This is a genomic window from Pseudomonas sp. 09C 129 (genome assembly GCF_002843625.1).
Lineage (GTDB): Bacteria > Pseudomonadota > Gammaproteobacteria > Pseudomonadales > Pseudomonadaceae > Aquipseudomonas > Aquipseudomonas chlororaphis.
Map to the genome: position 1 here is coordinate 4,805,161 of NZ_CP025261.1, position 25,337 is coordinate 4,830,497.

Consider the following 25,337-nt stretch of genomic DNA (forward strand, 5'->3'; position numbering starts at 1 on the left):
CCTTGAACGTACAAGTGCGCGGCCGGTGCGGCCTGATAAATCAAAACGGATATCATAGCCGATGCGGTCAAGCCCCTGACAGAGCGGGCTTTAAATCTGCCGCGATTAATCCGTCGCAAATGAAAAAACAGCCTCGAATTTCACGCCCGGCACGCTAAACTGCGCACCTTGGCGGATTTTTGCCAGCGCGGTTCCGGCCTGCGGGCCCCATGCCTGTCTCCCGGAACCCGGGAATTCCTTGAAAACGCTCCTCCTTATAAAGAGTACCGATCATGACCCAAGTCAAACTGACCACCAACCACGGCGACATCGTGCTGGAACTGAACGCCGAGAAAGCCCCGGTCACCGTGGCCAACTTCATCGAATACGTTAAAGCCGGTCATTACGAAAACACCGTATTCCACCGCGTCATCGGTAACTTCATGATCCAGGGCGGCGGTTTCGAGCCAGGCATGAAAGAAAAGAAAGACAAGCGTCCAAGCATCCAGAACGAAGCCGACAACGGTCTTTCCAACGACAAGTACACCGTCGCCATGGCCCGCACCATGGAGCCGCATTCGGCTTCCGCGCAGTTCTTCATCAACGTCGCTGACAACAGCTTCCTCAACCACAGCGGCAAGACCGTGCAGGGCTGGGGCTACGCGGTATTCGGCAAAGTGGTTGCCGGCACCGAAGTGGTCGACAAGATCAAAGGCGTGGCCACCACCATGAAGGCCGGCCACCAGGACGTACCGGCAGAAGACGTGATCATCGAGAAAGCCGAGATCGTTGAGTGATACTGCTGATTTCAGATTTGCATCTGGAAGAGGAGCGCCCGGACATTACCCGGGCGTTTCTGGATTTACTGGGCGGGCGTGCCCGCTCGGCGCAGGCGCTGTACATCCTGGGAGATTTCTTCGAGGTCTGGATCGGCGACGACGCCATGACCCCCTACCAGCTTTCCATTTGCCAGGCACTGCGCGAGCTCAGCGACAGCGGCACGCAGGTTTTCCTGATGCATGGCAATCGCGACTTCATGCTCGGCAAGGCCTTCTGCAAAGCCGCGGGCGCGACCCTGCTCAAGGACCCGAGCGTGGTCGACTTCTACGGCGAGCCGGTGCTGCTGATGCACGGCGACAGCCTGTGCACCCGCGACGAAGCCTACATGCGCATGCGCCGCTACCTGCGCAACCCGGTTTCGTTGTGGATCCTCAGGCACCTGCCGCTGCGCACCCGGCACAAGCTGGCGCGCAAGCTGCGCAATGAAAGCCGCGCGCAAACCCGCATGAAGGCCAACGACATCGTCGACGTGACCCCGGACGAAGTGCCGCGGATCATGCAGGCGTTCAAAGTGCGGACCCTGGTCCACGGCCACACCCACCGCCCGGCCATCCACAAGTTGCAGATCGGCGACCAGGCCGCCAAGCGCATCGTGCTGGGGGACTGGGACCGTCAGGGCTGGGCCTTGCAGGTGGATGAACAGGGCTTCCAGCTGGCGGCTTTCGACTTCGTGCCGTCACAGCAGGCATTGCCCCGCCTGTAGCGCCGCCGCAGGCCCGAAGGGCCTTCCAAGGCCTTCCAGGCGAACGTTGCGCGTTCTATCGCGAGCAAGCTCACTCCTACAAAAAGGTACGTCCCTCTGTAGGAGCGAGCTTGCTCGTGATAATTCCTCTGCCCTACCGCACCATCAATGCCCCGCCGACGCCGGCCCGGCCTTGGCGGTGAACGGTGGCTTGGCCAGCCACACCAACAGGATCAGCACCATGAAGCTCCAGCCCAGCAGCGTGAAGTAGTCCACGGTGGACATCATGTACGCCTGCCCGATCAGCACCTGGTCCAGCTGCGCGTAGGCCTGGTTGCTGGCACCGCCCAAGGCGTTCAGGGCATCGCGGGTGGCCGGCTCGAAGCTGCTGATGTGTTCACTCATGTAGGCATGGTGCTCGTTCGCCCGGCGGATCCAGATCCAGGTGGTCAACGACGCGGCGAAGCTGCCGCCCAGGGTCCGCAGGAAGGTGGCCAGGCCGGCGCCATCGGCGATCTGCTGCGGCGGCAGGTCCGACATCAGGATGCTCAGGGTCGGCATGAAGAACAGCGCCACGCCGATGCCCATGAACAGTTGCACCAGGGCGATGTGCTGGAAGTCCACCTCGTTGGTGAAGCCGGCGCGCATGAAGCAGCTCAGGCCGATCGCCAGGAACGCCAGACCGGCCAGCAAGCGCAGGTCGAACTTGTGCGCGTACTTGCCGACGAAAGGCGACATCAGCACCGGCAGGATGCCGATCGGCGCCACCGCCAGGCCGGCCCAGGTCGCGGTGTAGCCCATCTGGGTCTGCAACCACTGCGGCAGGATCAGGTTGATGCCGAAGAAGCCGGCATAACCGCCCACCAGCACGATGGTGCCGATGCGGAAGTTGCGGTGGGCGAACAGCCGCAGGTTGACCACCGGATGGCGGTCGGTCATTTCCCAGATCACGAACACCGCCAGGGCGATCAGCGAAATCAGCGTGCCGATAACGATGAAGTTGGATTCGAACCAGTCCAGGTCGTTGCCCTTGTCGAGCACGATCTGCAAGGCACCGACGCCGACGATCAGGCTCAGCAGGCCGATGTAGTCCATCGGCTGGCGACTGGTCACCACCGGCCGCGCCTTCAGTTGCTGCTTGACCACCCAGGCGGCGAACAGGCCGATCGGCACGTTGATGAAAAAGATCCACGGCCAGCTGTAACTGTCGGTGATCCAGCCACCGAGAATCGGCCCGGCAATCGGCGCCACCACCGTGACCATCGCCAGCAGCGCCAGGGCCATGCCCCTTTTCGCCGGCGGGTAGACCGCGATCAGCAGGGTCTGGGTCATCGGGTACAACGGCCCGGCCACTACCCCTTGCAGCACACGAAAGCCCACCAGCTCGGGCATGGAAGTGGAAATCCCGCAGAGGAACGAGGCCAGCACGAACAGCAGGGTAGCCCAGATAAACAGCTTCACTTCGCCGAAGCGCCGGCTCAGCCAGCCGGTCAGCGGCAAAGCGATGGCGTTGCTCACGGCAAACGAGGTGATCACCCAGGTGCCCTGCTCCGAACTCACCCCGAGGTTGCCCGAGATGGTCGGCAAGGCCACGTTGGCGATGGTGGTATCGAGCACCTGCATGAAGGTCGCCAGCGACAGGCCGATGGTGCTGAGCAACAGGCTGGGCGGCGTGAAAGAGGCGTTATTGCTCATCGCGAATCCTATGAAGCGAGGCAGGCGCCGCGGCCGCTAACGGCCGCAGCAGAGGGATCGGCGAATCAGCGCTGCGCGGTCTTGCCGATGGCGGCGCTGTTGTCGTGGATCAGGCGAGCGATCAGGGCATCGGCCTCGCCCAGCTGGCGGTCGTAGACGCTGGTGCTGAACGACGCCTTTTGTGGCGGCTGCTGGGCCAGCACGGGGCCGCTCTGGTCATGCAGGTCGACGTTGACCACCGTCGACAGGCCGACCCGCAGCGGGTGCCTGGCCAGTTCTTCGGCATTCACATGGATGCGCACCGGTACCCGCTGCACGATCTTGATCCAGTTGCCGGTGGCGTTCTGCGCCGGCAACAGGGCGAAGGCACTGCCGGTACCGGCGCCCAGGCTGTCGATGGTGCCGCTGTACTTGACGTCGCTGCCGTAGATATCGGCCTCGATGTCCACCGGCTGGCCGATGCGCATGTCACGCAGCTGGGTTTCCTTGAAGTTGGCGTCGATCCACAGTTGGTCGAGCGGGATCACCGCCATCAACGCGGTGCCCGGCTGTACCCGCTGGCCCAGTTGCACGGTGCGCTTGGCGACATAACCGGTCACCGGGGCGATCAGGGTGCTGCGGGCGTTGGTCAGGTAGGCCTGGCGCAGTTGCGCGGCGGCCGCCTGCACGTCCGGATGGTTCGATACCACGGTGTCGTCCACCAGCGCGTTGGTGGTGTTGAGCTGCTGCTGGGCATTGGCCAGGGCGTTCTGCGCCGAGGTCAGGTCGTCGCGGGCGTGGGACAGTTCTTCCTGGGAAATCGCCCCGCTGCTGGCGAGGGTCCGGCGACGGTTGAAGTTGTCCTGGGCCTTCTGCACTTCGGCCTTCTGCGCCGCCACCTGGGCGCGCATGCCGTCGACATTGCTGTACAGCCCGCGCACCTGGCGCACGGTGCGGGCCAGGTTGGCCTCGGCGCTTTGCAGGCCGACCTCGGCATCGTTGGGGTCAAAGTTGATCAGCACCTGGCCTTCGTGGACCAGGTCGCCATCGTCGGCACCGATGCTGACCACCGTACCGGTGACCAGCGGGGTGATTTCCACCACGTTGCCGTTCACATAGGCGTCGTCGGTGCCTTCGTTCCAGCGTCCGTAGAGTTCATACCAGGCAAAGACCCCCAGCCCGCCCAGGACGATCAGCGCCACCAGGCCCAGCAGCATGACCTTGCGCTTGCGCGGGTTGGCGGTGTCCGGGGTGTTTTCAGGAGCGTTGTTGGTTGCGGCAGTGGCCATGATGAGTACCTTGAATTATTGAGTGCGCGAGGCTGGGGTCGGGGTGGCCGCGGCCAGATTGTCGGTCTGGAAACCACCGCCCAGGGCCTGCATCAGTTGGATCGACAGGTCGATCTGCTGGGCATTCAGGGTCGCCAGCTGACGCTGGGCCTGCAGCAACTGCTGCTCGATGCTGAGCACGTCCAGGTAATTGCCGATCCCCGAGCCGTAGCGCTGGACCACGGTGTCGTAGGAGTCCTGGGCGATGTCGGTGGCGTGTTGCTGGGCGGCGATCTGCCGACCGATGTCACGCAGCTGGGAAATGGTGTCGCTGACATCCCCCAGGGCATTCACCAGGCTCTTGTTGTACTGCGCCACGGCCAGGTCGTAGTCGGCGTCCCGGGCATCCAGGTCGGCGCGCAGGCGGCCACCGTCGAAGATCGGCAGCGACACGGTCGGGGCGATGTTGAAGAAGCGGCTGGCCGATCCGAACATCGCGTCCCCCAGCAACGCTTGAGTGCCGGCAGCGGCGCTCAGGTTGAGGTTGGGATAGAAGTTGGTCTTGCCGGCGTCGATGCTCTTGCTCGCCGCCTCGACCCGCCAGCGCGCGGCCACCAGGTCCGGACGGCGGCCCAGCAGTTCCGCCGGCAGCACCGACGGCAGTGCCACCGCGCTGGCCTGCAGGACTTTCGGCCGGGCGATTTCGTTGCCCCGGTCCGGGCCTTTGCCGAGCAATACCGCGAGGGCGATCTTGGCGCTCTGCAGGTTTTTCTCGGCGTCGATCAGGCTGGCTTCGGAGCTGGCCTCCAGGCTTTCGGTCTGCTGGTACTGGTACTGGCTGTCGATGCCCGAGCTCAGGCGCTTCTGGCTCAGGTCGAGCATCTGCCGGGTGCGCTTGAGGTCTTCAGTGGCCAGGTCATGGACGATATGCGCCTGGCCCAGGTCGCTGTAGGCCCGAGCCACGTCGGCGGCCAGGGTCAGTTGCGCGGCCTGGCGATCGATCTCGGCGGCGCGCGCCTGGCCCAGGGCGGCTTCCCAGGTATCGCGCTGGCCGCCCCAGAGGTCGAAGGTGTAATTGAAGTTGCCTGTCAGGCTGCGCATCGTGCTGTAGTTGTCGCCCTGCCCGCTCGGGTCCTGCGAACGGGACAGGCGCGAGCGGCTGACACTGCCGCTGGCGTCCAGGGTCGGCATGCGTGCCGCGTCCGCGGCATAGGCCGCCGCGCTGGCCTGGTGGGCGCGGGCGCGGGCGATCTGCATGTCGGGGCTGTCGTGCAGGGCCTCGCGGATCAGGCCGTCGAGCTGTGGATCGCCCAGGCTCTTCCACCAGTCGCTCTTCGGCCAGGCCGCCGGCGACAGGGTCACGCCACTCAGGGATTGTCCGGCCTTGAGGGATTTGGCATCGAGGCTCACGCCTTCGGTTGTCAGGCCGCTGTAGTTGGCACATCCCGCCAGGCTCATGGCCAGCAGCACCAGGCTCAAACGGGCACGCAAGGTTTTACTGCTCATTTACTTATCACCTACCCGCAACACGGTGATCGGGTCACCGGCCGCCAGCAAAATTTTCTTGAGGATCTGTTCCAGGGTTTTCAACTCTTCGGGGGTGATGGCGCCGGCCAGTTGGTTCATGGCGTTGGCGCCGATGTGCGGCAGGCAGTCGGCGAGCTTCTGGCCCTCCTCGGTGAGCACCAGGCGCACCTGACGACGGTCGTGCTCCGAGCGTTGGCGGGCGAGGAAGTCCTTCTGCTCCAGGCGATCGAGCATGCGGGTCATGGAACCGCTGTCCAGGGACAGGTGGCGGCACAGCTCGGCCGGGGTGTCGACGCCGAACTGGGCCATGATGATCAGCACCTTGAACTGCGCGGCGGTGATGCCGTGGGGTTCCATGTGGGTGTCGATGATCCGGTCCTTGAGCAGGGCCGCGCGGCCCAGCAAGAGCCCGAGGTGGCAATTGTGGAAATCGTCTGGGGTGAAGTGCTTCATCTGACCACCTGTTAGCTGCCTAGGCAGCGAAAGTATGTCGAGATGTTACTGCCTAGGCAGCCAATATCCAAACAATAATTAGCATGCTTACTATTAAGCTAATTAATGGGAAAGCCTTGAAGTCGAAAATCGGCGGGAGAAATACCGGCTGGAGGGGCGGCGTGGTGAACACCAGCCCCCTCGCCAAAGGGGACTGGATTGCCGACGAGCTAGAAGTCGCGCTTGTAGAAGATATCCAGCGAGCTGGCGACGCCGCTGGCCGCTTCCAGGTAGACCTTTTTGCTCAGCTTGTAGCGCAGGGCGATGGTGTTGGCCGGCTCGAAGACCCCCACCCCGTAACGCAGGCTGAGCCGCTCGGAGATATTGCCGCTGGCCACCACGCTGGTGGTGTTGCCGCTGCCCTGGGTGTCGAGCTGGAAGTCGTCGATCCCCAGGTCCTTGGCCAGCCCGCCGGTGATGTTCGAGCTGCCCATCAGGCCCAGGCCCAGGGCAGCTTGCGCCAGCATGTTGTTGTCCTCGCCGGTGGTGCTCAAGGGACGCCCGAGCACCAGGTAGGACAGCGCCTGCTCCTGGCTCATGGCCGGCTCCGAGAAGATCTGCGTGGTCGGCTGTTCGGCGCTGCCACTGAGGCGGATACCGGCGATCACGTCATCGGTCTGGCGGATCGCCTCGATGTCCAGGTACGGCTGGTCGATCGGCCCGGCGAACAGCAGGCGCGCCCGGCGTACGGTCAGGCGCTGGCCGTAGGCGCGGTAGCGGCCGTCGTTGAGCCACAACTCGCCACGGGTGTCCATGTTGTCGCCGATGTGCACGTGGCCTTGCAGGTTGGCGGTCAGGCCGAAACCGGTGAAGCTGAGCTTGTCCTCGCCGACCACCACATCGATGTCCATCGCCATGGCCATCGGTGCTTTGCCCTCCTCGGTCTGGTGGCCGATGATCACCGTGTCGTCCGACACCTTGACCGTCGATGGCGGCAATTCACGGATGGTGATTTCACCCTTGGGCACATGGACCTTGCCGGCGATCGCCAGCTTGTCGTCCTTCATCGAGATCTTCAGGTCCGGCGCCACGTCCAGCACCGCATAGGGCTCGACGGTGACCGGCAGTTGCGAGCCTTTCAGGCTCAGGTCCACCACCAGCGCCTGGCCCCAGGCGATATTGCCGTTCAGGCTACCCTGGCCGGCCTTGCCGCTCTTCCAGCCGCCGTTCAACTGCACGCTTTCACCGGCGATCAGCGCCTGCAATTGCAGGTCCTGGAGGCTGATGGGCAATTCAGGGCCGGAAACTTCGCCACCACTAAGGGCCAGGTTGCCATTGACCTGCGGCGCCAGCAGACCGCCGGAGATGCGCCCGCTGCCATTGAGGGTGCCGGTGAGCTTTTCGACCATCGGCACGAACGGCCGCGCCACCGCCAGGTCCAGGCCGCTGAGGCGGAACTCGCCGGACAGCGGCTTGTTTTTCGGCAGCGGATTGATCTGCGCCTGCAGCATCAGCTCACCGAGCTTGCCGCCACTGAACGCCAGCTGGGTGTCGATACGCTTGGGGTTGAGGGTGGTGTCGAGTTTCAGCGTCTGGTACGGGAAGTCCAGCCACTGCTGCTTTTCCTTGACCCGCAAGGTGCCGCCGCTGGCGTCCAGCAGGATCCGCCCCTGCGGGCCGCCAGCCGGTACGTCCAGCTTGATATCGGCATTGAGCCGGCCCTTCCAGGCGAAGTCCTTGGGCAACCACTGCGCGAGGCTGTCGATCGGGAACTGCTTGAGGTGGTAGCGCAACTTGGGCTCGGGCATCAGCCGCTGATCCTCGCCACACAGGCTGGCATCGCCGCTGGCCCAGCAATGGGCGCCGAAGTTGAGCTTGCCGTCGGCCAGGTATTCGAGCCTGGCCGGGGCTTGCAGCCTCCAGTCCTGGCCACCGGTCTGGATATCGCCGCTGGCCAGGCGCCCGCGCCAGTTGCCCTGGTCCAGCTTGCCGTCCAGGCCCAGTGCCAGCTTGAGCTGCGGGCCTTGCAAGTCCAGTTGCAGCTTCTGGCTCTTGATATCGCCCTGGCCGCTGGCCGTCAGCGTGCCCAGCGCGGTTTCACCGACCTGGATGCCGGCCCCCTTGAGGTCGATTTGCGCCCGTTGCGCGCTGTCCAGGCTGGCATCGAGCTTGAGGCTCTGCAGGCGATTGTCGACGAACACCAGTTGCTGGCCTTGCAGGTCGAGCTTGCCCTGCGGCGCCTTCAGGGTGCCCGCCACATCGAGGCGGCCGTTGAGCTGGCCACGCAGCTCGGGCCACAGCTGGCCGAGACGCGGCAGCTTGATATCGAGTTGCCCGGCCAAACGCTGTTGCAGGCGGCCGGAACCGTTGATGCGGTTGTCGCCCAGGCGGATGTCCAGGGTATTCAGGTTCCACTGCTCGCCAGCGCCATCGGCCTTGGCCTGCAGCACCGCGGGCTGGCCGCGCAGCTTGCCCTTGAGGTCGAGGTCGGCGTTGAGCTTGAGTTGCTCGTTCTTCATTTCGCCCTGGCTGCGCAGCGGCCCGGCCAAAGTGCCCGGCAGCTCGGCGACCCAGTACGCCGGGTTGATCGCCGACAGATCCAGGGCGGTATCCCAGGCGATGCCGTCGGCGAATTGCAGGTTCAGGTGGCCTTCAGCCTTGCCCTGGCCGGCGGCCAGCTTGAACTGGGGCAGGAAGATTTTCGTCAGGTCGCCGCTGAACGGGCTGCTGAGGCTGAACGCCCCCGCCGGGCCATCGAGGTCACCCTTGAAGTTGCCCAGGTAGTTGCCATCGCGGTAGGCGACCTCGGCAGTGAAGCGGCGCACCGCCACCGCGGGCTCTTCGATCAGCGGGTACAGGCGATGCCAGGGGAAATCCAGCCAGTCGAGCCTGGCTTCGGCGTTCAGGCCCTGGCTCCAGTCCAGCTGGCCCGTCAGCTTGAGGTTCTGCTTGTCGTTGGCGCTCAGGTCCAGCGCGGCGATCTGCGCGCCCTTGGCGTCGACCTTGCCTTGCAGCGCCAGGGCCACCGGCCCCTGCTCGGCCGGCAGGCTGGCCTTGCCCAGCAGTTGGTAACCCGCCTTGAGGTCGCCTTTGCCGGTCAGTTCCAGCTGGTTGAGCATCAGGGTATCGGGCAGCTCGGCGCTGGCCTTGAAGCCATCAGCGGTGATCCGCACCTCGGCCGGCAGGTTCTCCGCCAACGGTTGCAGCTCACCGCTCAACCGGCCTTGCAGGTAACCGCTGCTGTCGGCCGCAAGCTTGAGGGTCTTCAACAGGTCGCCATCGACCTTCAGCGCCAGCGCCCAGGGTTCACTGCCCGGCGCCGGCAGGGTCAGGGTACCGGCGGCACTCAGTGGCCAGTCGCCGCTGGGCGACAACAACCCCGAAAGATTCAGGCTGAGGTCGTCGCGTTGCAGGCTCACCGAGTCGATCTGCAGGCCCTTGGCCGTCCACTGCGCCGCCAGCTGCAAGCCCTTGAGTTCCTCGCTGCCATTGAACTGCAGGCTGCCGACCCGTACCTGCCCCAGCTCGATAGCCACAGGCAACTGCAGATCCGGCAGGCTGATCGGGCCGCTGCTTTGTTCTTCCGCGCCCGGCGGGAATTGCAGGCTGACCTGCTCCACGTCCAGTTGCTCGATGCACAGGGTCATGCGCATCAGGCACGCCGGCGACCAGGCGAATTTCGGCGCCTGGAGTTCGACCCGGCTGCTGTCCTGCTGCCACAACAGGTGATCGGCGCTCCATTGTCCCCCTAAGTGGCCGGCGAAGTTATCCACGCTCAAGCCCGGCACCAGGCCCAGGGCCCAGCGACTGCCGGCCTGGGTGCCGAGTATCGAAGCCAGCGCCAGTACCAGCACCGCCACCAGCACAAGCAGCGCCAGCGCCGCGATCTTCAAACCACGCTTCACAGCTCAGGCCCCATGGAAAAGTGCAAACGAATGCCGCCGTCATCGTCCAGCGCATGGGCCAGGTCAAGGCGGATCGGCCCCACCGGGGACACCCAGCGCACGCCGACACCGACCCCGGTCTTGAGGTTCGGCAGTTCAAGTTTGTCGAAGGAGTTGCCCTGGTCGACAAAGGTCGCCAGGCGCCATTTTTCCGCGATGGAGTACTGATACTCGACGCTGCCGGCCACCATGTAGCGCCCGCCGATCCGGTCGCCGTCGGAGTTCTCCGGCGACAGGCTCTGGTAGTCGTAACCGCGCACGCTCTGGTCGCCACCGGCGAAAAAGCGCAGCGACGGCGGGATCTTCTTGTAACCGTTGGTGGCACTGCCACCGAACTGCACCCGGCCGAGGAAGCGATGGTTGTCCCACACCGTGGTCAGGCCCTTGAGCAGCACGGTGCCATATAACAGGTTGGTGTCCGAACCCAGCCCTTCCTTGGCCACCTTGCTGTCGAATTGCAGGCGATAGCCGTTGTGCGGGTCGATGCGGTTATCGCTGCGCAGGTAGGAATAGCTGATGCCGGGCATCAACAGGGTACTCAGGCCCGAGTCGTCGCCCAGGCGGTATTCCTCGCGTTGCCACTTCAACGAGATGACTCGCTGCCAGCCGCTGGGCAACTTGCTGTGCCACTCGGGACCGAGGGTGAGCAGCTTGCTCAGGGTGTCGGTATTGGCGATTTCTTCGTTCTGGTAGCCGCCGGCAAAACGCAGCTTGTCGGTCAGCGGCGGGTCCAGCGGTATGTCGTAGAACAGGCCGACGTTCTGTCGCGGCGCGGAGACTTCCGCCTCCCAGCCGTAGCTGTGGCCTTGGGCGTTGACCCAGTGCCGGGTCCAGTTGGCCTTGGCCCGCGGCCCGACGTCGGTGGAAAAGCCCAGGCCCAGGCCCATGGTGCGCGGCTTGCGGGTTTCCAGCTGGACCGCCACCGGAATCACCTCGGCGGCGGCCGCGGTCGGCGCCGCGTCGACCCGCACGCCCTCGAAGTAACCGCTCGATTGCAATGCCTGGTTAAGCTCGGCGATCAGCTCGGAATCGTAGGGAGTGCCGGCCTTGAACGGCACCATGCGTTGCAGCAGGTCTTCGTCGAACGGTGTATCGCCGGCAAAACTGACCTTGCCCAGGGCGTAACGCGGACCGCTTTCGTAGACCAGCTCGATATCCGCCACCCCGGCCTGGGGGTCCACGGCCAGCTTCTGCCGGGTGAAACGCCCACTGAAAAAGCCATAGCGCGACGCCTGGTTCTGGATCAGCCGCTTGGCGTCTTCGTAATGACCGTGATTGAGGACCGCGCCGCTTTTCAGCTGGTCGCTCCTGGGCACCCGAAAGCCCTTGAGGGAGGCCGCCGGGCCGTCGACCCGGATGGTGACGTTGCGCAGGTGCACCGGCTCGCCAGGATCGATATTCAGCACCAAACGCGGCTTTTCGCCGCCTTTGACTTCGCTGCTGATCTGCGGCTGGTAGTAGCCCAGGGCCTGGGCGGCCTTGCGGGCCTGCTCCTCGGCGCCACGGCTGAAACGCAGCAGGGCTTCCTCGTCGCGATCGCCCACCCCGCCGATGTAGCCTTCCACATTGGCCTTGAGTTCATCGTTGGAGGGTTTGACCCTGACGTCCAATTCGCTTTGCGCCAGTGCCGCACAGCTTGTGAACAGCAGCAACAAGCCGCTGGTGAATCTTCCTGAAAACTTCATAGGCGCGAATGCTATCACGAGCTGGGAGCCCGATAGAGCGCACAAATGTGAGGAAAGTTCTGTTCAGCCGGTAGCGCTTTGCAGAACCTGCGGGTTGGCGTGAAAGAAAACGTGCTCGCGGACCGGACCGACGGCGATCTCGCCAATCTCTTCATAACCCTGGCGCTCATAGAACGCCAGGTAACGCGGGTTGCCGGTGTCCAGCACCACACCCTGGGAGTGTTCGTCCACCGCGCACCAGTTGTGCACCGCCTGCAGCAACTGCTCACCGAAGTGCCTGCCCTGGAATTGCGGATGAATCCCCAGCAAGGGCAGGACGTGCACCGAATCGCTGGGCAGGCAACCCAGCACCGCGGCGTGATAGTCCAGGTAACGCCGGGTGCAACGGAAACCGGTACTGAGCACCATCCGCAGGCGCCAGGCCCAACTCTCGGTAATGCCCAGGCGACGCTGGGGCGGCGCGATCAGGGCGATGCCGATCAGCCGGTCATTGACCAACAGGCCGATGGCCGGCAGGTCCTGAATGAAGTGCTGCTTGACCAGCTCCCGTACCGTGGCCCGCACCCGTTGTTCGTATCCCGGGCGTTCGGACTCGAACAGATAAGCGAAGGTCGGCTCGTGGCGATAAGCCTGATACAGCAGGGAACGGGCTTCGCGGGCATAGCCGCTGTCGAGCATGTGAATGTCGGCGATGGCAGTCGAGGTTTCAGGCATGGCGATTGGTCTCCCCTGGGCCCGGCTTGAAGTGGCCGCGCTGGGTGACGGCGTTCTTCTGCGCGGTTGTTATAGCTACGAGCCTTTCAGGCTCGTGATCGTTCCACCGCCCATGGACCTTAGCAGCGCATCTGCCCTGCCGCCACGCTGGCCGCCGCGCGACTTGTCGGCTAGCATCGCAGTTTTGCCAGGACTGCCGACCATGAAGATCGTCTCGTTCAACATCAACGGGCTGCGCGCCCGCCCCCATCAGTTGGCGGCGCTGATCGAAAAGCATCAACCGGACGTCATCGGCCTGCAGGAAACCAAGGTGTCGGACGACCAGTTCCCCCTGGCCGAAGTCCAGGCGCTGGGTTATCACGTGCATTACCACGGGCAGAAAGGCCACTACGGCGTCGCCCTGCTCTCGCGCCAGGCGCCGCTGGACCTGTACAAAGGCTTCGATGGCGACGATGAAGATGCCCAGCGACGTTTTATCTGGGGCACCTTCGCCGATGCCGATGGCACCCCGGTGACCATCATGAACGGCTACTTCCCCCAGGGCGAAAGCCGTGACCACCCCACCAAGTTCCCGGCCAAGCAGCGCTTCTACAGCGACCTGCAGCACCTGCTGGAAACCCGCTTCAGCAACGAGCAGCCGCTGCTGGTCATGGGCGACGTGAACATTTCCCCGGAAGACTGCGACATCGGCATCGGCCCGGACAACATGAAACGCTGGCTGAAAACCGGCAAGTGCAGCTTCCTGCCGGAAGAGCGCGAGTGGATGGCCCGCCTGAAGAACTGGGGCCTGGTGGACAGTTTCCGTCACCTCAATCCCGAGGTGGCCGATCGTTTCAGCTGGTTCGACTACCGCAGCCGCGGTTTCGAGGACGAGCCCAAGCGCGGCCTGCGCATCGACCTGATCATGGCCTCTCGCGGCCTGCTGCCACGGATCAAGGATGCCGGGGTCGACTACGACCTGCGCGGCATGGAGAAACCTTCCGACCACGCACCGATCTGGCTCGAGCTGAGCTGATCGCCCGGCACAAAAAAGCCCATCCTGAGATGGGCTTTTTTAATGCTTCAGCGTCTCAACACAGCTCGATCCGGGTGCTGGTGCCAGCCTGCATGATGGCCTCGATGGCGGACTCACGGGTCGGCTCCGAGTCATACAAGTGGCTGACCAGGATCACCTCCTTGCCGGCCTTGAGATTGAAGTAAGGTTTGCCACCGGGGGCGATCTTCTTTTCGTAACTACCCGGGGACGTGCAGTGCTTGCGGAGCAGCGCAATGGCTGCCTCGACACTCTCACGACAAGGGTAACGGTCGCTTTGAAGCATGGTCTGCGCGTCCTTGGACTTCAGCAAGAACCTGAAACCACCGCTGCCATATTGCTTCAGCTCGAACCAGCCACTCATTTCATACTCCTTTGACACAAGCAAATTGCAGCCAGGGCTGCATCGACGCCTGGTGACGACGAGAGTCGGCGTGCGCCAATTCCCCTCCAGACAAAGTTTTCAACTCTACTGAGCCCGCCCTGCCGGGTCTTTAAGAGCATTCTGAAAAGCCTGGGGAACGCTCCGATTCCCCCCATCAACCGTCACATCCCCGTCACCTCCCTGACTTAATCTCGCCGCACTCGCTCCCGCCATAGAAGGCCATTGCCGCATGTCACGCGTTTGTACCGTCAGTGAACCGGACCTCTGGTGCCGAACCCTCTGCCTGCTGCTGGTCGGCTTCGTCTGCTACGCCCTGCCCTGGTCGGTGTTCGCCGCCCTGCCCCTGGCCGGCGACGACCAGCCGGTGCTGCGCATCCAGGGCTCCAACACCATCGGTGCCGCGCTGGGCCCGGCCCTGGTCAAGGGCCTGATGCAAGAACAGGGTTTGCTCGACATACGGATCGAGGCGACGGGTAAAGACAACGAACGTCGGGTGACCGGCCAGAGTGCCCAAGGCCAGCGCGTTGTCGTCGAGATCGCCGCGCATGGCTCCAGTACCGGCTTTGCCGCGTTGAAGAACGCCAGCGCCGACCTCGCCGCCGCGTCACGGCCGATCAAGGACAGCGAACTGGTGGAGCTGGAAGCCCTCGGCGACCTGAAAGACCCCGACGCCGAACAGGTGATCGCCATCGACGGCCTGGCCATCATCCTCCACCCGCACAACCCGCTGACGCGGCTGGACACCGAACAACTGGCGCGGGTGTTCAGCGGCGAGGTGAAAACCTGGGAAGAACTGGGCGGCGTCGGCGGCGCCATTCACCTGTACGCCCGCGATGACCGCTCCGGCACCTACGACACCTTCAAGGAACTGGTGCTGGCACGCCGCAACAAGAACCTGAGCGCCACGGCGAAACGCTTCGAGTCCAGCGAACGACTCTCCGACGCGGTCAGCCGCGATCCCCAGGGCATCGGTTTTATCGGCCTGCCTTATGTGCGCCAGGCCAAGACCGTGGCGATTGTCGATGGCGGCTCGCAACCGATGCTGCCCCTCGACAGCCTGATCGCCACCGAGGACTACCCACTGTCACGGCGCCTGTACTTCTACCTGCCGCCCGATGAGCAAAACCCCTGGGCCAGGGCCCTGGTGCGTTTCGCCCAAAGTGCCAGGGGTCAGGCCATAGTCGCGGCCAACGGTTTTATTGCCCAGACGGTGCTGGCCATGAGTGTCGCCCCCGCCCCGCAGATGCCCGAGGGTTACCAGGCCATCGCCCGGCAGGCGCAGCGCCTGACCGTGAATTTTCGTTTCGAGGAAGGCAGCGCCACCCTCGACAACAAGGCGCGCCAGGACCTGCCACGGGTCCTGGACTTTCTCAAGCGGCACGACAAGCTGGCCAAGCGCGTGACCCTGGTCGGCTTCGGCGATGCCAAGAACGATCCGGCACGCGCGGCGCTGTTGTCCAAGCTCAGAGCCATGACCGTGCGCCGGGAGCTGGTGAGAAACGGTGTGGTGTTGCGCGAGATCCGCGGTTTTGGCGCGCAGATGCCGGTCGCGGCCAATACCGCGGACGAGGGGCGGATCAAGAATCGGCGGGTGGAAGTCTGGGTGTATTGAGAGAGAAACCAGCGGTGTAATCGAGGCCGCTTCGCGGGCAAGCCTCGCTCCTACAGATTCTTCCGTAGGAGCGAGGCTTGCCCGCGATCACTTTAATGCCCGCTGCGCAGCATTTCCTTGGGCACGTACTTGCCGATTTCGAACTTGCCAATGGCCGCGCGGTGCACTTCGTCCGGGCCGTCGGCCAGGCGCAGCGTACGCTGCATGGCGTACATGTAGGCCAGCGGGAAATCGTTGGAGACCCCGGCCCCGCCATGAATCTGGATGGCCCGGTCGATCACCTTCAAGGCCACGTTCGGCGCCACCACCTTGATCTGCGCGATCTCGCTTTTCGCCACCTTGTTGCCGACGGTGTCCATCATGTATGCCGCCTTCAGGGTCAGCAGGCGTGCCATGTCGATCTCCATCCGCGAGTCGGCGATCTTGTCGATATTGCCGCCTAGGCGCGCCAGTGGCTTGCCGAATGCGGTACGACTTACCGAACGCTTGCACATCAGTTCCAGCGCGCGCTCGGCCATGCCGATCGAACGCATGCAGTGGTGAATCCGGCCCGGGCCAAGGCGGCCCTGGGCGATCTCGAAACCACGGCCTTCGCCCAGCAGCACGTTCTCGTATGGCACCCGCACATTGTCGAACAGCACTTCGGCATGGCCGTGGGGCGCGTCGTCGTAACCGAACACCGGCAGCGGCCGGACAATCTTCACCCCGGGGGTGTCGACCGGCACCAGGATCATCGAATGCTGCTGGTGGCGCGGCGCGTCCGGGTTGCTCAGGCCCATGAAGATCAGGATCTTGCAACGCGGGTCGCAGGCCCCCGAGGTCCACCACTTCTTCCCGTTGATCACCCATTCGTCGCCATCGCGCACGGCGCGGGCCGCCATGTTGGTGGCGTCGGACGACGCCACGTCCGGCTCGGTCATGGCGAAGGCGGAGCGGATCTCGCCGCGCAGCAGCGGCTCCAGCCAGCGTTGCTTCTGCTCTTCATTGGCGTAACGCACCAGCACTTCCATGTTGCCGGTGTCCGGTGCCGAGCAGTTGAAGGGTTCCGGCCCCAGCAGGGAGCGGCCCATGATTTCCGCCAGCGGCGCGTATTCCAGGTTGGTCAGGCCGGCGCCGAGTTCCGACTCGGGCAGGAACAGGTTCCACAGGCCCTCGGCCTTGGCCTTGAGTTTGAGCTCTTCCATGATCGCCGTCGGCTGCCAGCGATCGCCTTCGGCGACCTGGCGCTCGAACACCGCTTCAGCCGGATAGACATAGGTGTCCATGAACGCGGTCACGCGCTCACGCAGTTCCTGAACCTTGGGTGAATAGGCGAAATCCATGGGCAGCTACCTTCTTGGCGAGGTGGTTGAGGGCATGGAACCGATGCTAGAACAGCTTACGAAAATTTACCTAGCCTATTCTCGGCGTGTATTAACATTCATCACCGATATATGATTGACTGATTGGACAGGCCAATCAGTCCAGCCTCCGGCCCCTGACAATACCGGCCCCTAACAATAAGAGTGCAGCGCAATGAATCTGAGCAAGGTCGACCTCAACCTTTTCATCGTCTTCGACGCGATCTACACCGAAGCCAACCTGACCCGCGCCGGGCAAATCGTCGGCATCACTCAGCCCGCTGTCTCCAATGCCCTGGCCCGTCTGCGCGAGACCTTCAACGACCCGCTGTTCGTGCGGACCGCCCAGGGCATGGTGCCCACGCCCATGGCGCAGAACATCATCGGCCCGGTGCGCAACGCCCTTTCGCTGCTGCGGGTGTCGGTGCAGGAAAGCCGCATCTTCAACCCCTTGCAGGCGGTCAAGACCTACCGCATCAGCATGACCGACCTGACCGAGGCAGTGATCCTGCCGCCGCTGTTCCAGCGCCTGCGGCGCCTGGCGCCCACGGTGATCATCGAGAGTTTCCTGTCCAAACGCCGGGAAACCACCAAGGAACTGGCCGCCGGCCGCCTGGATTTCGCCGTCGATGCCCCGCTCAACACCGACCCGCAGGTCCGCCACGTCAAGCTGATGGAAGACCGCTATGTGTGCGCCATGCGCAAGAGCCACCCGCTGGCGAACAAGGAAAAACTCAGCCTCGACGACTACCTGTCGCTGACCCACATCCATATTTCCAGCCGTCGCAGCGGCCTGGGTTACGTCGACCTGGCCCTGGGCAAGATGGGCATCCAGCGCAAGATCGCCCTGCGTTCCCAGCATTACCTGATGGCTTCGCAAGTGCTGCAGCAGACCGACATGGTCATGACCGTGCCCGAGCGCTTCGCCCGGCGCCATGACCTGCTGGCGTTCAACCTGCCGGTCAACGACGTGCCGCCGCTGGAAACCCACCTCTACTGGCACGAAAGCACCGACCAGGATCCGGCCAACCGCTGGATGCGCGAGCAGATGATCGAGCTGTGCCAGCAGGTGACGGCCCACGAGAAAAAACTCGAGAAGTGACCGGTAGGAACGAGGCTTGCCCGCGATAAGGGAGAACGTGATGGTTCAGGGAAACCTCAGCGTGCCCATCGCGGGCAAGCCTCGCTCCTACGGATAGGGCGGCATCCTGCTTGACGTATACGTCAACCTCGAATTAGCTTAACGCCAAGACCTTTTTCGAGTGCCCCCATGAGCAGCCAGACCTACAGCATTTCCGACCTCGCCCGCGAGCTCGACATCACCACCCGGGCCATCCGTTTTTATGAAGAACAAGGCCTGCTCGCCCCCGAACGCCGTGGCCAGGAACGCATCTACTCGCCACGGGACAAGGTCAGCCTGAAACTGATCCTGCGCGGCAAGCGCATCGGCTTCTCCCTGGCCGAATGCCGCGAGCTGATCGAACTCTACGACCCCAGCAGCGGCAACCTGAAACAGCTGCACAGCATGCTGGCGAAAATCGCCGAGCGCCGCGAACAGCTGGAACAGCAGCTGCTGGACATCGAACAGATGAAGCTGGAGCTGGACACCGCGGAAGAGCGCTGCACCCAGGCGCTGGAGCAGACCATCCAGAATCAGAAAAGCGCCGTGCAGTAACCACCCCAGGCGGCGATCGCTCGCAAAGCGGCCGCGCCAGCAACGCAGACAATCTGCCAGACAGACCGTAGCGCCTGGTTTTGCGTCGACTTCGTCGCCGAGCGCAGCCTGCGGCAGCGGCTACATTAGTGCCCACTTAATATAGGTAAAGCTCTCATGTCCCTCCCCACCCATGTCCGCCTGGTCGAAGTCGGTCCTCGCGACGGTTTGCAGAACGAAGCCCAGCCCATCAGCGTCGCCGACAAGGTGCAACTGGTGGATGCCCTGAGCGCGGCCGGGCTCGGCTATATAGAAGTCGGCAGTTTCGTCTCGCCCAAATGGGTGCCGCAGATGGCCGGGTCCGCCGAAGTGTTCGCGCAGATCCAGCGCAAGCCGGGGGTGACCTACGGCGCCCTCGCCCCGAACCTGCGCGGTTTCGAAGACGCCCTGGCCGCCGGGGTCAAGGAAGTCGCGGTGTTCGCCGCCGCCTCCGAGGCGTTTTCCCAGCGCAACATCAACTGCTCCATCAGCGAGAGCCTGGAACGCTTCGTGCCGATCATGGAGGCAGCGAAACAGCACGGCGTTACCGTGCGCGGTTACGTGTCCTGCGTGCTGGGCTGCCCGTATGAAGGTGAGGTGGCGCCGGAACAGGTCGCCGTGGTCGCCCGCGAGCTTTACAGCATGGGCTGCTACGAAGTGTCCCTGGGCGACACCATCGGCACCGGCACCGCCGGCGCTACCCGCCGCATGTTCGAGGTGGTGGCCGCCCATGTTCCGCGGGACAAGCTCGCCGGGCACTTCCACGACACTTATGGCCAGGCCCTGGCCAATATCTACGCCAGCCTGCTGGAAGGCATCGCGGTGTTCGACAGCTCCATCGCCGGGCTCGGCGGCTGCCCCTATGCCAAGGGCGCCAGCGGCAACGTCGCCAGCGAGGACGTGCTGTACCTGCTCAACGGGCTGGGCATCGAAACCGGTATCGACATGGAGCGCCTGATCCTCGCCGGCCAGCAGATCTGCTCGGTGCTGGGGCGGCCCACCGGCTCGCGCGTCGCCAAGGCCCGTTACCCAGGTTGAGGGGCACGCCTGTTTCAGGGTGTTACCGGCCGCCCTGGCGCACGCTCGAAACGGGTAACACGGAAACAGTTTGTCGATTTTCTAGCGGTACAGATGAAAGACCAATTTTATCAAACCATTGATTTTAAAGGATTTTAAAAAGTTGGCATGGCTTCTGCTATATCTCTGGCATAACAAGAATAAAAAGCAGCAAAGCTAATAAAAATAAGACGAAACGACTCTGACATAACAAAAACAACACGGCAGAGACGCAGCTAACAGATTTTTTTGGAGAGGATGTGTTTTCCAGGGTGTCTTTAACAATAAGAGCCACCCGCAACCGGGCAGAGAACAATAAAACTACCCCAAGGTAGCTCCCGAACTGGTTGGTCGCTCAAGCGAGAAAATAGATCAGCGCTCAAAAAAATACGTTTGCTCTTGATCCCGGATGGGGATCGCCAAAAACAGCGGTAAAGGGTAACGGTTGCCAAAAACAACAACAGACCGCCCCTCAATAATAAAAAAAGAGCACGCAACGACAAAAATTAAAGGGGAGCTTCGGCTCCCCTTTGTGCTTTCCGGCCTTCCTGTTTCCCCCCTCTCCTGGCTCGGCTGCGGCCTCCAAAACGGCTCGCGAGCCGCTCCCGCAGGTATTCACGTGCGGGAGCCTGCTGGAACAGGGTCAGGAACGCCCGCGCAACTCCTCGATGCTGATCTCGCGCATCCTGAACTTCTGGATCTTGCCGGTCACGGTCATCGGGAATTCCTCGACGAACTTGAAGTACCGCGGCGTCTTGAAGTGAGCGATACGCGCCTTGCACCAGGCCTGCAGTTCCTCCTCGCTGGCGCTGTGGCCGGGGTGGAACTTGATCCAGGCGACGATCTCTTCGCCATATTTCGAGCACGGGATGCCGATCACCTGCACGTCGGCCACCGCCGGGTGGGTGAAGAAAAACTCCTCCAGCTCGCGCGGATAAATGTTCTCGCCGCCGCGGATGATCATGTCCTTGTTACGCCCGGCGATGCACACGTAACCCTGCTCGTTCATGGTCGCCAGGTCGCCGGTGTGCATCCAGCCGGCCTGGTCGATGGCTTCGGCCGTGCCCTGGGGGTTGTTCCAGTAGCCCAGCATCACGCTGTAACCGCGGGTGCACAGCTCGCCGATGGTGCCGCGCGGCACGATATTGCCCGCCTCGTCGATGATCTTGCTTTCCAGCTGCGGCTGGGTGCGCCCGACCGTGGTCACGCGCAGCTCAAGGTCGTCCGCCGGGCCGGTCTGCAACGACACCGGGCTGGTTTCGGTCATGCCGTAGGCGATCTGCACTTCGCTCATGTGCATCTCGCTGATCACCCGCCGCATCACCTCGATCGGACAGGTGGCCCCGGCCATGATCCCGGTGCGCAGGCTCGACAGGTCGAACTCGGCCCGCCGTGGCTGGTCGAGCATGGCGATGAACATGGTCGGCACACCGTACAGCCCGGTGGCCTTTTCCTCGGCCACGGCGCCCAGGGTCAGCAGCGGATCGAAGGCATCGTTGGGGTAGATCATGGTCGTGCCGTGGGTCACGCAGCCCAGGTTGCCCATGACCATGCCGAAGCAGTGGTACAGCGGCACCGGGATCACCAGGCGGTCCTCGTGGCCCAGGCCCAGGCTCTCGCCGACCATGTAACCGTTGTTGAGGATGTTGTAGTGGCTGAGGGTCGCGCCCTTGGGGAAACCGGTGGTGCCGGAGGTGTACTGGATATTCACCGCCTGGTCGGGGTCCAGGCTGTCCTGGCGTTCGCGCAGCGCTTCGACGCTGACGCCGGCCCCCAGGTCGGCCAGCTGCGACCAGGGCAGAAAGCCCGACGGCGGCTGGGCATCGAGGCTGATCACGCCGCGCAAATCCGGCAGGCGCTCGCTTTGCAGCTGGCCGATGGACTGCTGCGCCAGTTCGGGCGCCAGGCCTTGGAGCATGGCGTGGTAATCGGAGGTCTTGAACGCGCCGGCGCATACCAGCCACTGGCAGCCGGACTGCTTGAGCACGTATTCCAGTTCGGAGCTGCGATAGGCCGGATTGATGTTCACCAGGATCGCGCCGATCTTGGCGCTGGCGAACTGGCTGATGCACCACTGGGCACAGTTGGGGGCCCAGATGCCCAGCCGGTCGCCGGTCTTGAGCCCCAGGGCCAGCAGCGCCCGGGCATGCAGATCGACGGTTTCGGCCAGTTGCTGCCAGCTGTAGCGCAGCTGCTGATGACGCACCACCAGGGCTTCGCCCCGAGGGTATGACGCCACCGTGCGATCGAACGCCTGACCGATGGTCAGCGCCAGCAAGGCCTTGTCCTGCGTGCCGCGAGTGTAGCTGCGCCCCGGCGCGGATGCGGGTTGATCCATGATGACCCCCTATTGTCTTTATTGTAGGAGCGAGGCTTGCCCGCGATTGGAGCGCCGCGGTGTCGCTATACGACCGCGTTATCCTTCATCGCCAGCAAGCTCGGCTCCTACAGATTCGCGCAAGTTGACGTTTACGTAAAGGGTGATTGACAGCCACCCGTCGCAGGCTTACGTTAACGTAAAGGTGAGAGCCGAATCAGCCGCTCTCCACAGCCCGACTCCCTTACATAAAAACAAGTTTGAAGGTGCCCCCATGAGCTATCCGACCCTGAACTTTGCCCTCGGCGAAACCATCGACATGCTCCGCGACCAGGTGCAGGCCTTCGTCAAGGCCGAGCTGGCGCCACGGGCGGCACAGATCGACATCGACAACCTGTTCCCCGCCGACATGTGGCGCAAGTTCGGCGACATGGGCCTGCTGGGCATCACCGTGCCGGAAGAATACGGCGGCGCCGGCCTGGGCTACCTGGCCCACGTGGTGGCCATGGAAGAAATCAGCCGCGGTTCGGCCTCGGTCGCCCTCTCCTACGGCGCCCACTCCAACCTCTGCGTCAACCAGATCAACCGCAACGGCAACCACCAACAGAAAAGCCACTACCTGCCCAAGCTGATCAGCGGCGAACACATCGGCGCCCTGGCCATGAGCGAACCCAACGCCGGCTCCGACGTGGTCTCGATGAAGCTGCGCGCCGACAAGCGTGGCGATCGCTACGTGCTCAACGGCAGCAAGACCTGGATCACCAACGGCCCCGACGCCAACACCTATGTGATCTACGCCAAGACCGACCTGGAAAAGGGCCCGCACGGCATCACCGCGTTCATCGTCGAGCGCGACTGGAAAGGCTTCAGCCGCAGCAACAAGTTCGACAAGCTGGGCATGCGCGGCTCCAACACCTGCGAGCTGTTCTTCGACGATGTGGAAGTGCCGGAAGAGAACATCCTCGGCGTGCTCAATGGCGGCGTTAAGGTGCTGATGAGCGGCCTGGACTACGAGCGCGTAGTGCTCTCCGGCGGCCCGACCGGGATCATGCAGGCCTGCATGGACCTGGTGGTGCCCTACATCCATGACCGCAAGCAGTTCGGCCAGAGCATCGGCGAGTTCCAGCTGATCCAGGGCAAGGTCGCCGACATGTACACCCAGCTCAACGCCAGCCGCGCCTACCTGTATGCCGTGGCCCAGGCCTGCGAGCGCGGCGAGACCACGCGCAAGGACGCCGCCGGGGTGATCCTCTACAGCGCCGAACGCGCCACCCAGATGGCCCTGGACGCAATCCAGATCCTTGGCGGCAACGGCTACATCAACGAGTTCCCCGCCGGCCGCCTGCTGCGTGACGCCAAGTTGTATGAAATCGGCGCCGGCACCAGCGAAATCCGCCGCATGCTGATCGGTCGCGAACTGTTCAACGAAACCAAGTAAGAGCAGCTGCAAGTTGCGAGCTACAAGCGGCAAGCCATAGCTGCCGTAACGCCGATTTACTCTTGCAGCTTGAAGCTTGTCGCTTCGAGCTGCGCTGGGAGCCTCAATGATTCTGAAATCTCAGTTAAACCCAAGATCGCCGGAATTCGCGCAGAACGCTGCCAGCATGCTGGCCCAGGTCGACGCCCTGCACACCCTGCTCGCCCAGGTCCAGCAAGGCGGTGGCGCCAAGGCCCAGGAACGGCATACCTCGCGTGGCAAACTGCTGCCGCGCGAGCGCATCAACCGCCTGCTCGACCCGGGCTCGCCCTTCCTCGAAGTCAGCCAGCTGGCGGCGTATCAGGTGTATGGCGAAGACGTGCCGGCCGCCGGGGTGATTGCCGGCATCGGCCGGGTCGAAGGCGTCGAATGCATGATCGTGGCCAACGACGCCACGGTGAAAGGCGGCTCCTATTACCCGCTGACCGTGAAAAAACACCTGCGCGCCCAGACCATCGCCCAGCAGAACCGCCTGCCCTGCATCTACCTGGTGGATTCGGGCGGCGCCAACCTGCCGCGCCAGGACGAGGTGTTCCCCGACCGCGAACACTTCGGGCGGATCTTCTTCAACCAGGCCAATATGAGCGCCCTGGGCATCCCGCAGATCGCCGTGGTCATGGGCTCCTGCACCGCCGGTGGCGCCTACGTGCCGGCCATGGCCGACGAAGCGATCATGGTCCGCGAGCAGGCCACCATCTTCCTCGCCGGCCCGCCGCTGGTGAAAGCCGCCACCGGTGAAGTGGTCAGCGCCGAAGACCTCGGCGGCGCCGATGTGCACTGCAAGATCTCCGGTGTCGCCGACCACTACGCCGACAGCGATGAACACGCCCTGGCCCTGGCCCGGCGCAGCATCGCCAACCTCAACTGGCGCAAACAGGGCGAGTTGCAGCAACGCGCGCCGATCGCCCCGCTGTATGCCAGCGACGAGCTGTACGGAGTGATCCCGGCGGACGCCAAACAACCTTTCGATGTGCGCGAAGTCATCGCGCGGCTGGTGGACGCTTCGGTCTTCGATGAGTTCAAGGCGCTGTTCGGCACCACCCTGGTGTGCGGCTTCGCCCACCTGCACGGTTACCCGATCGCCATCCTCGCCAACAACGGCATCCTCTTCGCCGAGGCCGCGCAGAAAGGCGCGCACTTCATCGAACTGGCCTGCCAGCGCGGCATCCCGCTGCTGTTCCTGCAGAACATCACCGGCTTCATGGTCGGGCAGAAATACGAAGCCGGCGGCATCGCCAAGCACGGCGCCAAGCTGGTGACCGCGGTGGCCTGCGCCAAGGTGCCGAAGTTCACGGTGATCATCGGCGGCAGCTTCGGCGCCGGTAACTACGGCATGTGCGGCCGCGCCTACGACCCACGTTTCCTGTGGATGTGGCCCAACGCGAGGATCGGCGTGATGGGCGCCGAACAAGCCGCCGGGGTGCTGGTGCAGGTCAAGCGCGAACAGGCCGAACGCGGCGGACAGACGTTCAGCGCCGCCCAGGAAGCCGAGATCCAGCAGCCGATCCTCGACCAGTACGAACACCAGGGCCATCCGTATTACTCCAGCGCCCGGCTGTGGGACGACGGCGTCATCGACCCGGCGCAGACTCGCGACGTCCTGGCGCTGGCCTTGTCCGCGTCCCTCAACGCCCCTATCGAACAGAGCCGCTTCGGCGTGTTCCGCATGTGACCCGGAG

At 63.7% G+C, this 25,337-nt stretch carries 19 protein-coding genes; 9 read left to right on the top strand and 10 right to left on the bottom strand.

The window, feature by feature from the left end; translation table 11 throughout:
- Positions 1-272: 272 nt before the first annotated feature.
- Positions 273-776 carry a peptidylprolyl isomerase gene (locus tag CXQ81_RS21410; protein WP_009044603.1) on the top strand — a complete coding sequence of 168 codons (504 nt, stop codon included), beginning with the start codon at positions 273-275 and terminating at the stop codon, positions 774-776.
- Positions 773-1,522 (top strand): UDP-2,3-diacylglucosamine diphosphatase, encoded by a 750-nt coding sequence (gene lpxH, locus CXQ81_RS21415; RefSeq protein ID WP_007929635.1) that lies wholly within the window; start codon positions 773-775, stop codon positions 1,520-1,522. The genes CXQ81_RS21410 and lpxH overlap by 4 nt, the downstream gene beginning before the upstream one ends.
- A gap of 144 nt (positions 1,523-1,666) precedes the next feature.
- On the opposite strand, the gene CXQ81_RS21420 is transcribed toward lpxH, so the two are convergent.
- The 7 genes from CXQ81_RS21420 to CXQ81_RS21450 all read right to left on the bottom strand — a co-directional run bounded on the left by CXQ81_RS21420 (position 1,667) and on the right by CXQ81_RS21450 (position 12,745).
- Complete coding sequence (locus tag CXQ81_RS21420; RefSeq protein ID WP_101338488.1) at positions 1,667-3,196, bottom strand: DHA2 family efflux MFS transporter permease subunit; 1,530 nt, start codon at positions 3,194-3,196, stop codon at positions 1,667-1,669.
- Positions 3,197-3,261: 65 nt separating this feature from the next.
- Entirely contained in the window at positions 3,262-4,464 is a 1,203-nt protein-coding gene (locus CXQ81_RS21425; protein WP_101338489.1) for an efflux RND transporter periplasmic adaptor subunit, read from the bottom strand.
- A gap of 15 nt (positions 4,465-4,479) precedes the next feature.
- Entirely contained in the window at positions 4,480-5,949 is a 1,470-nt protein-coding gene (locus tag CXQ81_RS21430; protein ID WP_101338490.1) for an efflux transporter outer membrane subunit, read from the bottom strand.
- A complete protein-coding gene (locus CXQ81_RS21435; protein ID WP_007929642.1) occupies positions 5,950-6,423 on the bottom strand; it encodes a MarR family winged helix-turn-helix transcriptional regulator in 474 nt (157 codons plus the stop codon).
- A gap of 209 nt (positions 6,424-6,632) precedes the next feature.
- Positions 6,633-10,307 (bottom strand): translocation/assembly module TamB domain-containing protein, encoded by a 3,675-nt coding sequence (locus CXQ81_RS21440; RefSeq protein ID WP_101338491.1) that lies wholly within the window; start codon positions 10,305-10,307, stop codon positions 6,633-6,635.
- The gene (locus CXQ81_RS21445) at positions 10,304-12,031 is read right to left on the bottom strand and encodes an autotransporter assembly complex family protein (protein ID WP_037035517.1); all 1,728 of its coding nucleotides are present in this window, start codon (positions 12,029-12,031) and stop codon (positions 10,304-10,306) included. The genes CXQ81_RS21440 and CXQ81_RS21445 overlap by 4 nt, the downstream gene beginning before the upstream one ends.
- A 63-nt stretch (positions 12,032-12,094) precedes the next feature.
- Positions 12,095-12,745: an N-acetyltransferase gene (locus tag CXQ81_RS21450; RefSeq protein ID WP_007929645.1), complete on the bottom strand. Its 651-nt coding sequence runs from the start codon at positions 12,743-12,745 to the stop codon at positions 12,095-12,097.
- A gap of 202 nt (positions 12,746-12,947) precedes the next feature.
- Between CXQ81_RS21450 and xthA the strand changes: the two genes are divergently transcribed.
- On the top strand, positions 12,948-13,760 hold the full coding sequence (xthA, locus tag CXQ81_RS21455) for an exodeoxyribonuclease III (protein ID WP_087091635.1): 813 nt from the start codon (positions 12,948-12,950) through the stop codon (positions 13,758-13,760).
- Between the two features lie 55 nt (positions 13,761-13,815).
- Here the strand turns inward: xthA and CXQ81_RS21460 are convergent, their stop codons facing one another.
- Positions 13,816-14,142: a YegP family protein gene (locus CXQ81_RS21460; RefSeq protein ID WP_007929647.1), complete on the bottom strand. Its 327-nt coding sequence runs from the start codon at positions 14,140-14,142 to the stop codon at positions 13,816-13,818.
- A 250-nt stretch (positions 14,143-14,392) separates the two neighbouring features.
- Between CXQ81_RS21460 and CXQ81_RS21465 the strand changes: the two genes are divergently transcribed.
- Positions 14,393-15,775 carry a substrate-binding domain-containing protein gene (locus CXQ81_RS21465; protein WP_101338492.1) on the top strand — a complete coding sequence of 461 codons (1,383 nt, stop codon included), beginning with the start codon at positions 14,393-14,395 and terminating at the stop codon, positions 15,773-15,775.
- A 92-nt stretch (positions 15,776-15,867) separates the two neighbouring features.
- On the opposite strand, the gene CXQ81_RS21470 is transcribed toward CXQ81_RS21465, so the two are convergent.
- Positions 15,868-17,097, bottom strand: a complete 1,230-nt coding sequence (locus tag CXQ81_RS21470) for an acyl-CoA dehydrogenase (protein WP_007929649.1) — start codon at positions 17,095-17,097, stop codon at positions 15,868-15,870.
- A gap of 193 nt (positions 17,098-17,290) precedes the next feature.
- Here CXQ81_RS21470 and CXQ81_RS21475 point away from each other — a divergent pair, with 193 nt between their 5' ends.
- The 3 genes from CXQ81_RS21475 (at position 17,291) to CXQ81_RS21485 (ending at position 19,846) form a co-directional block, all read left to right on the top strand.
- Positions 17,291-18,217 (top strand): LysR family transcriptional regulator, encoded by a 927-nt coding sequence (locus CXQ81_RS21475; RefSeq protein ID WP_007929650.1) that lies wholly within the window; start codon positions 17,291-17,293, stop codon positions 18,215-18,217.
- A 168-nt stretch (positions 18,218-18,385) separates the two neighbouring features.
- Positions 18,386-18,790, top strand: coding sequence for a MerR family DNA-binding transcriptional regulator (locus CXQ81_RS21480; RefSeq protein ID WP_007929654.1), 405 nt, complete (start codon positions 18,386-18,388; stop codon positions 18,788-18,790).
- Positions 18,791-18,946: 156 nt separating this feature from the next.
- Positions 18,947-19,846 carry a hydroxymethylglutaryl-CoA lyase gene (locus CXQ81_RS21485; RefSeq protein ID WP_038577780.1) on the top strand — a complete coding sequence of 300 codons (900 nt, stop codon included), beginning with the start codon at positions 18,947-18,949 and terminating at the stop codon, positions 19,844-19,846.
- Positions 19,847-20,507: 661 nt separating this feature from the next.
- Here CXQ81_RS21485 and CXQ81_RS21495 read toward each other — a convergent pair.
- Entirely contained in the window at positions 20,508-22,202 is a 1,695-nt protein-coding gene (locus tag CXQ81_RS21495) for an AMP-binding protein (RefSeq protein ID WP_062825311.1), read from the bottom strand.
- A 253-nt stretch (positions 22,203-22,455) separates the two neighbouring features.
- Between CXQ81_RS21495 and CXQ81_RS21500 the strand changes: the two genes are divergently transcribed.
- Complete coding sequence (locus CXQ81_RS21500; RefSeq protein WP_085534106.1) at positions 22,456-23,619, top strand: isovaleryl-CoA dehydrogenase; 1,164 nt, start codon at positions 22,456-22,458, stop codon at positions 23,617-23,619.
- Between the two features lie 106 nt (positions 23,620-23,725).
- A complete protein-coding gene (locus CXQ81_RS21505) occupies positions 23,726-25,330 on the top strand; it encodes a carboxyl transferase domain-containing protein (RefSeq protein ID WP_101338494.1) in 1,605 nt (534 codons plus the stop codon).
- Positions 25,331-25,337: the final 7 nt, after the last annotated feature.

Excerpts from the sequence above, each read along its gene's own strand:
- CXQ81_RS21410 (WP_009044603.1), top strand. The coding sequence starts at position 273 with ATGACCCAAGTCAAACTGACCACCAACCACGGCGACATCGTGCTGGAA.
- CXQ81_RS21420 (WP_101338488.1), bottom strand. The coding sequence starts at position 3,196 with ATGAGCAATAACGCCTCTTTCACGCCGCCCAGCCTGTTGCTCAGCACC.
- CXQ81_RS21425 (WP_101338489.1), bottom strand. The coding sequence starts at position 4,464 with ATGGCCACTGCCGCAACCAACAACGCTCCTGAAAACACCCCGGACACC.
- CXQ81_RS21430 (WP_101338490.1), bottom strand. The coding sequence starts at position 5,949 with ATGAGCAGTAAAACCTTGCGTGCCCGTTTGAGCCTGGTGCTGCTGGCC.
- CXQ81_RS21435 (WP_007929642.1), bottom strand. The coding sequence starts at position 6,423 with ATGAAGCACTTCACCCCAGACGATTTCCACAATTGCCACCTCGGGCTC.
- CXQ81_RS21445 (WP_037035517.1), bottom strand. The coding sequence starts at position 12,031 with ATGAAGTTTTCAGGAAGATTCACCAGCGGCTTGTTGCTGCTGTTCACA.
- CXQ81_RS21450 (WP_007929645.1), bottom strand. The coding sequence starts at position 12,745 with ATGCCTGAAACCTCGACTGCCATCGCCGACATTCACATGCTCGACAGC.
- xthA (WP_087091635.1), top strand. The coding sequence starts at position 12,948 with ATGAAGATCGTCTCGTTCAACATCAACGGGCTGCGCGCCCGCCCCCAT.
- CXQ81_RS21460 (WP_007929647.1), bottom strand. The coding sequence starts at position 14,142 with ATGAGTGGCTGGTTCGAGCTGAAGCAATATGGCAGCGGTGGTTTCAGG.
- CXQ81_RS21465 (WP_101338492.1), top strand. The coding sequence starts at position 14,393 with ATGTCACGCGTTTGTACCGTCAGTGAACCGGACCTCTGGTGCCGAACC.
- CXQ81_RS21470 (WP_007929649.1), bottom strand. The coding sequence starts at position 17,097 with ATGGATTTCGCCTATTCACCCAAGGTTCAGGAACTGCGTGAGCGCGTG.
- CXQ81_RS21475 (WP_007929650.1), top strand. The coding sequence starts at position 17,291 with ATGAATCTGAGCAAGGTCGACCTCAACCTTTTCATCGTCTTCGACGCG.
- CXQ81_RS21480 (WP_007929654.1), top strand. The coding sequence starts at position 18,386 with ATGAGCAGCCAGACCTACAGCATTTCCGACCTCGCCCGCGAGCTCGAC.
- CXQ81_RS21485 (WP_038577780.1), top strand. The coding sequence starts at position 18,947 with ATGTCCCTCCCCACCCATGTCCGCCTGGTCGAAGTCGGTCCTCGCGAC.
- CXQ81_RS21495 (WP_062825311.1), bottom strand. The coding sequence starts at position 22,202 with ATGGATCAACCCGCATCCGCGCCGGGGCGCAGCTACACTCGCGGCACG.
- CXQ81_RS21500 (WP_085534106.1), top strand. The coding sequence starts at position 22,456 with ATGAGCTATCCGACCCTGAACTTTGCCCTCGGCGAAACCATCGACATG.
- CXQ81_RS21505 (WP_101338494.1), top strand. The coding sequence starts at position 23,726 with ATGATTCTGAAATCTCAGTTAAACCCAAGATCGCCGGAATTCGCGCAG.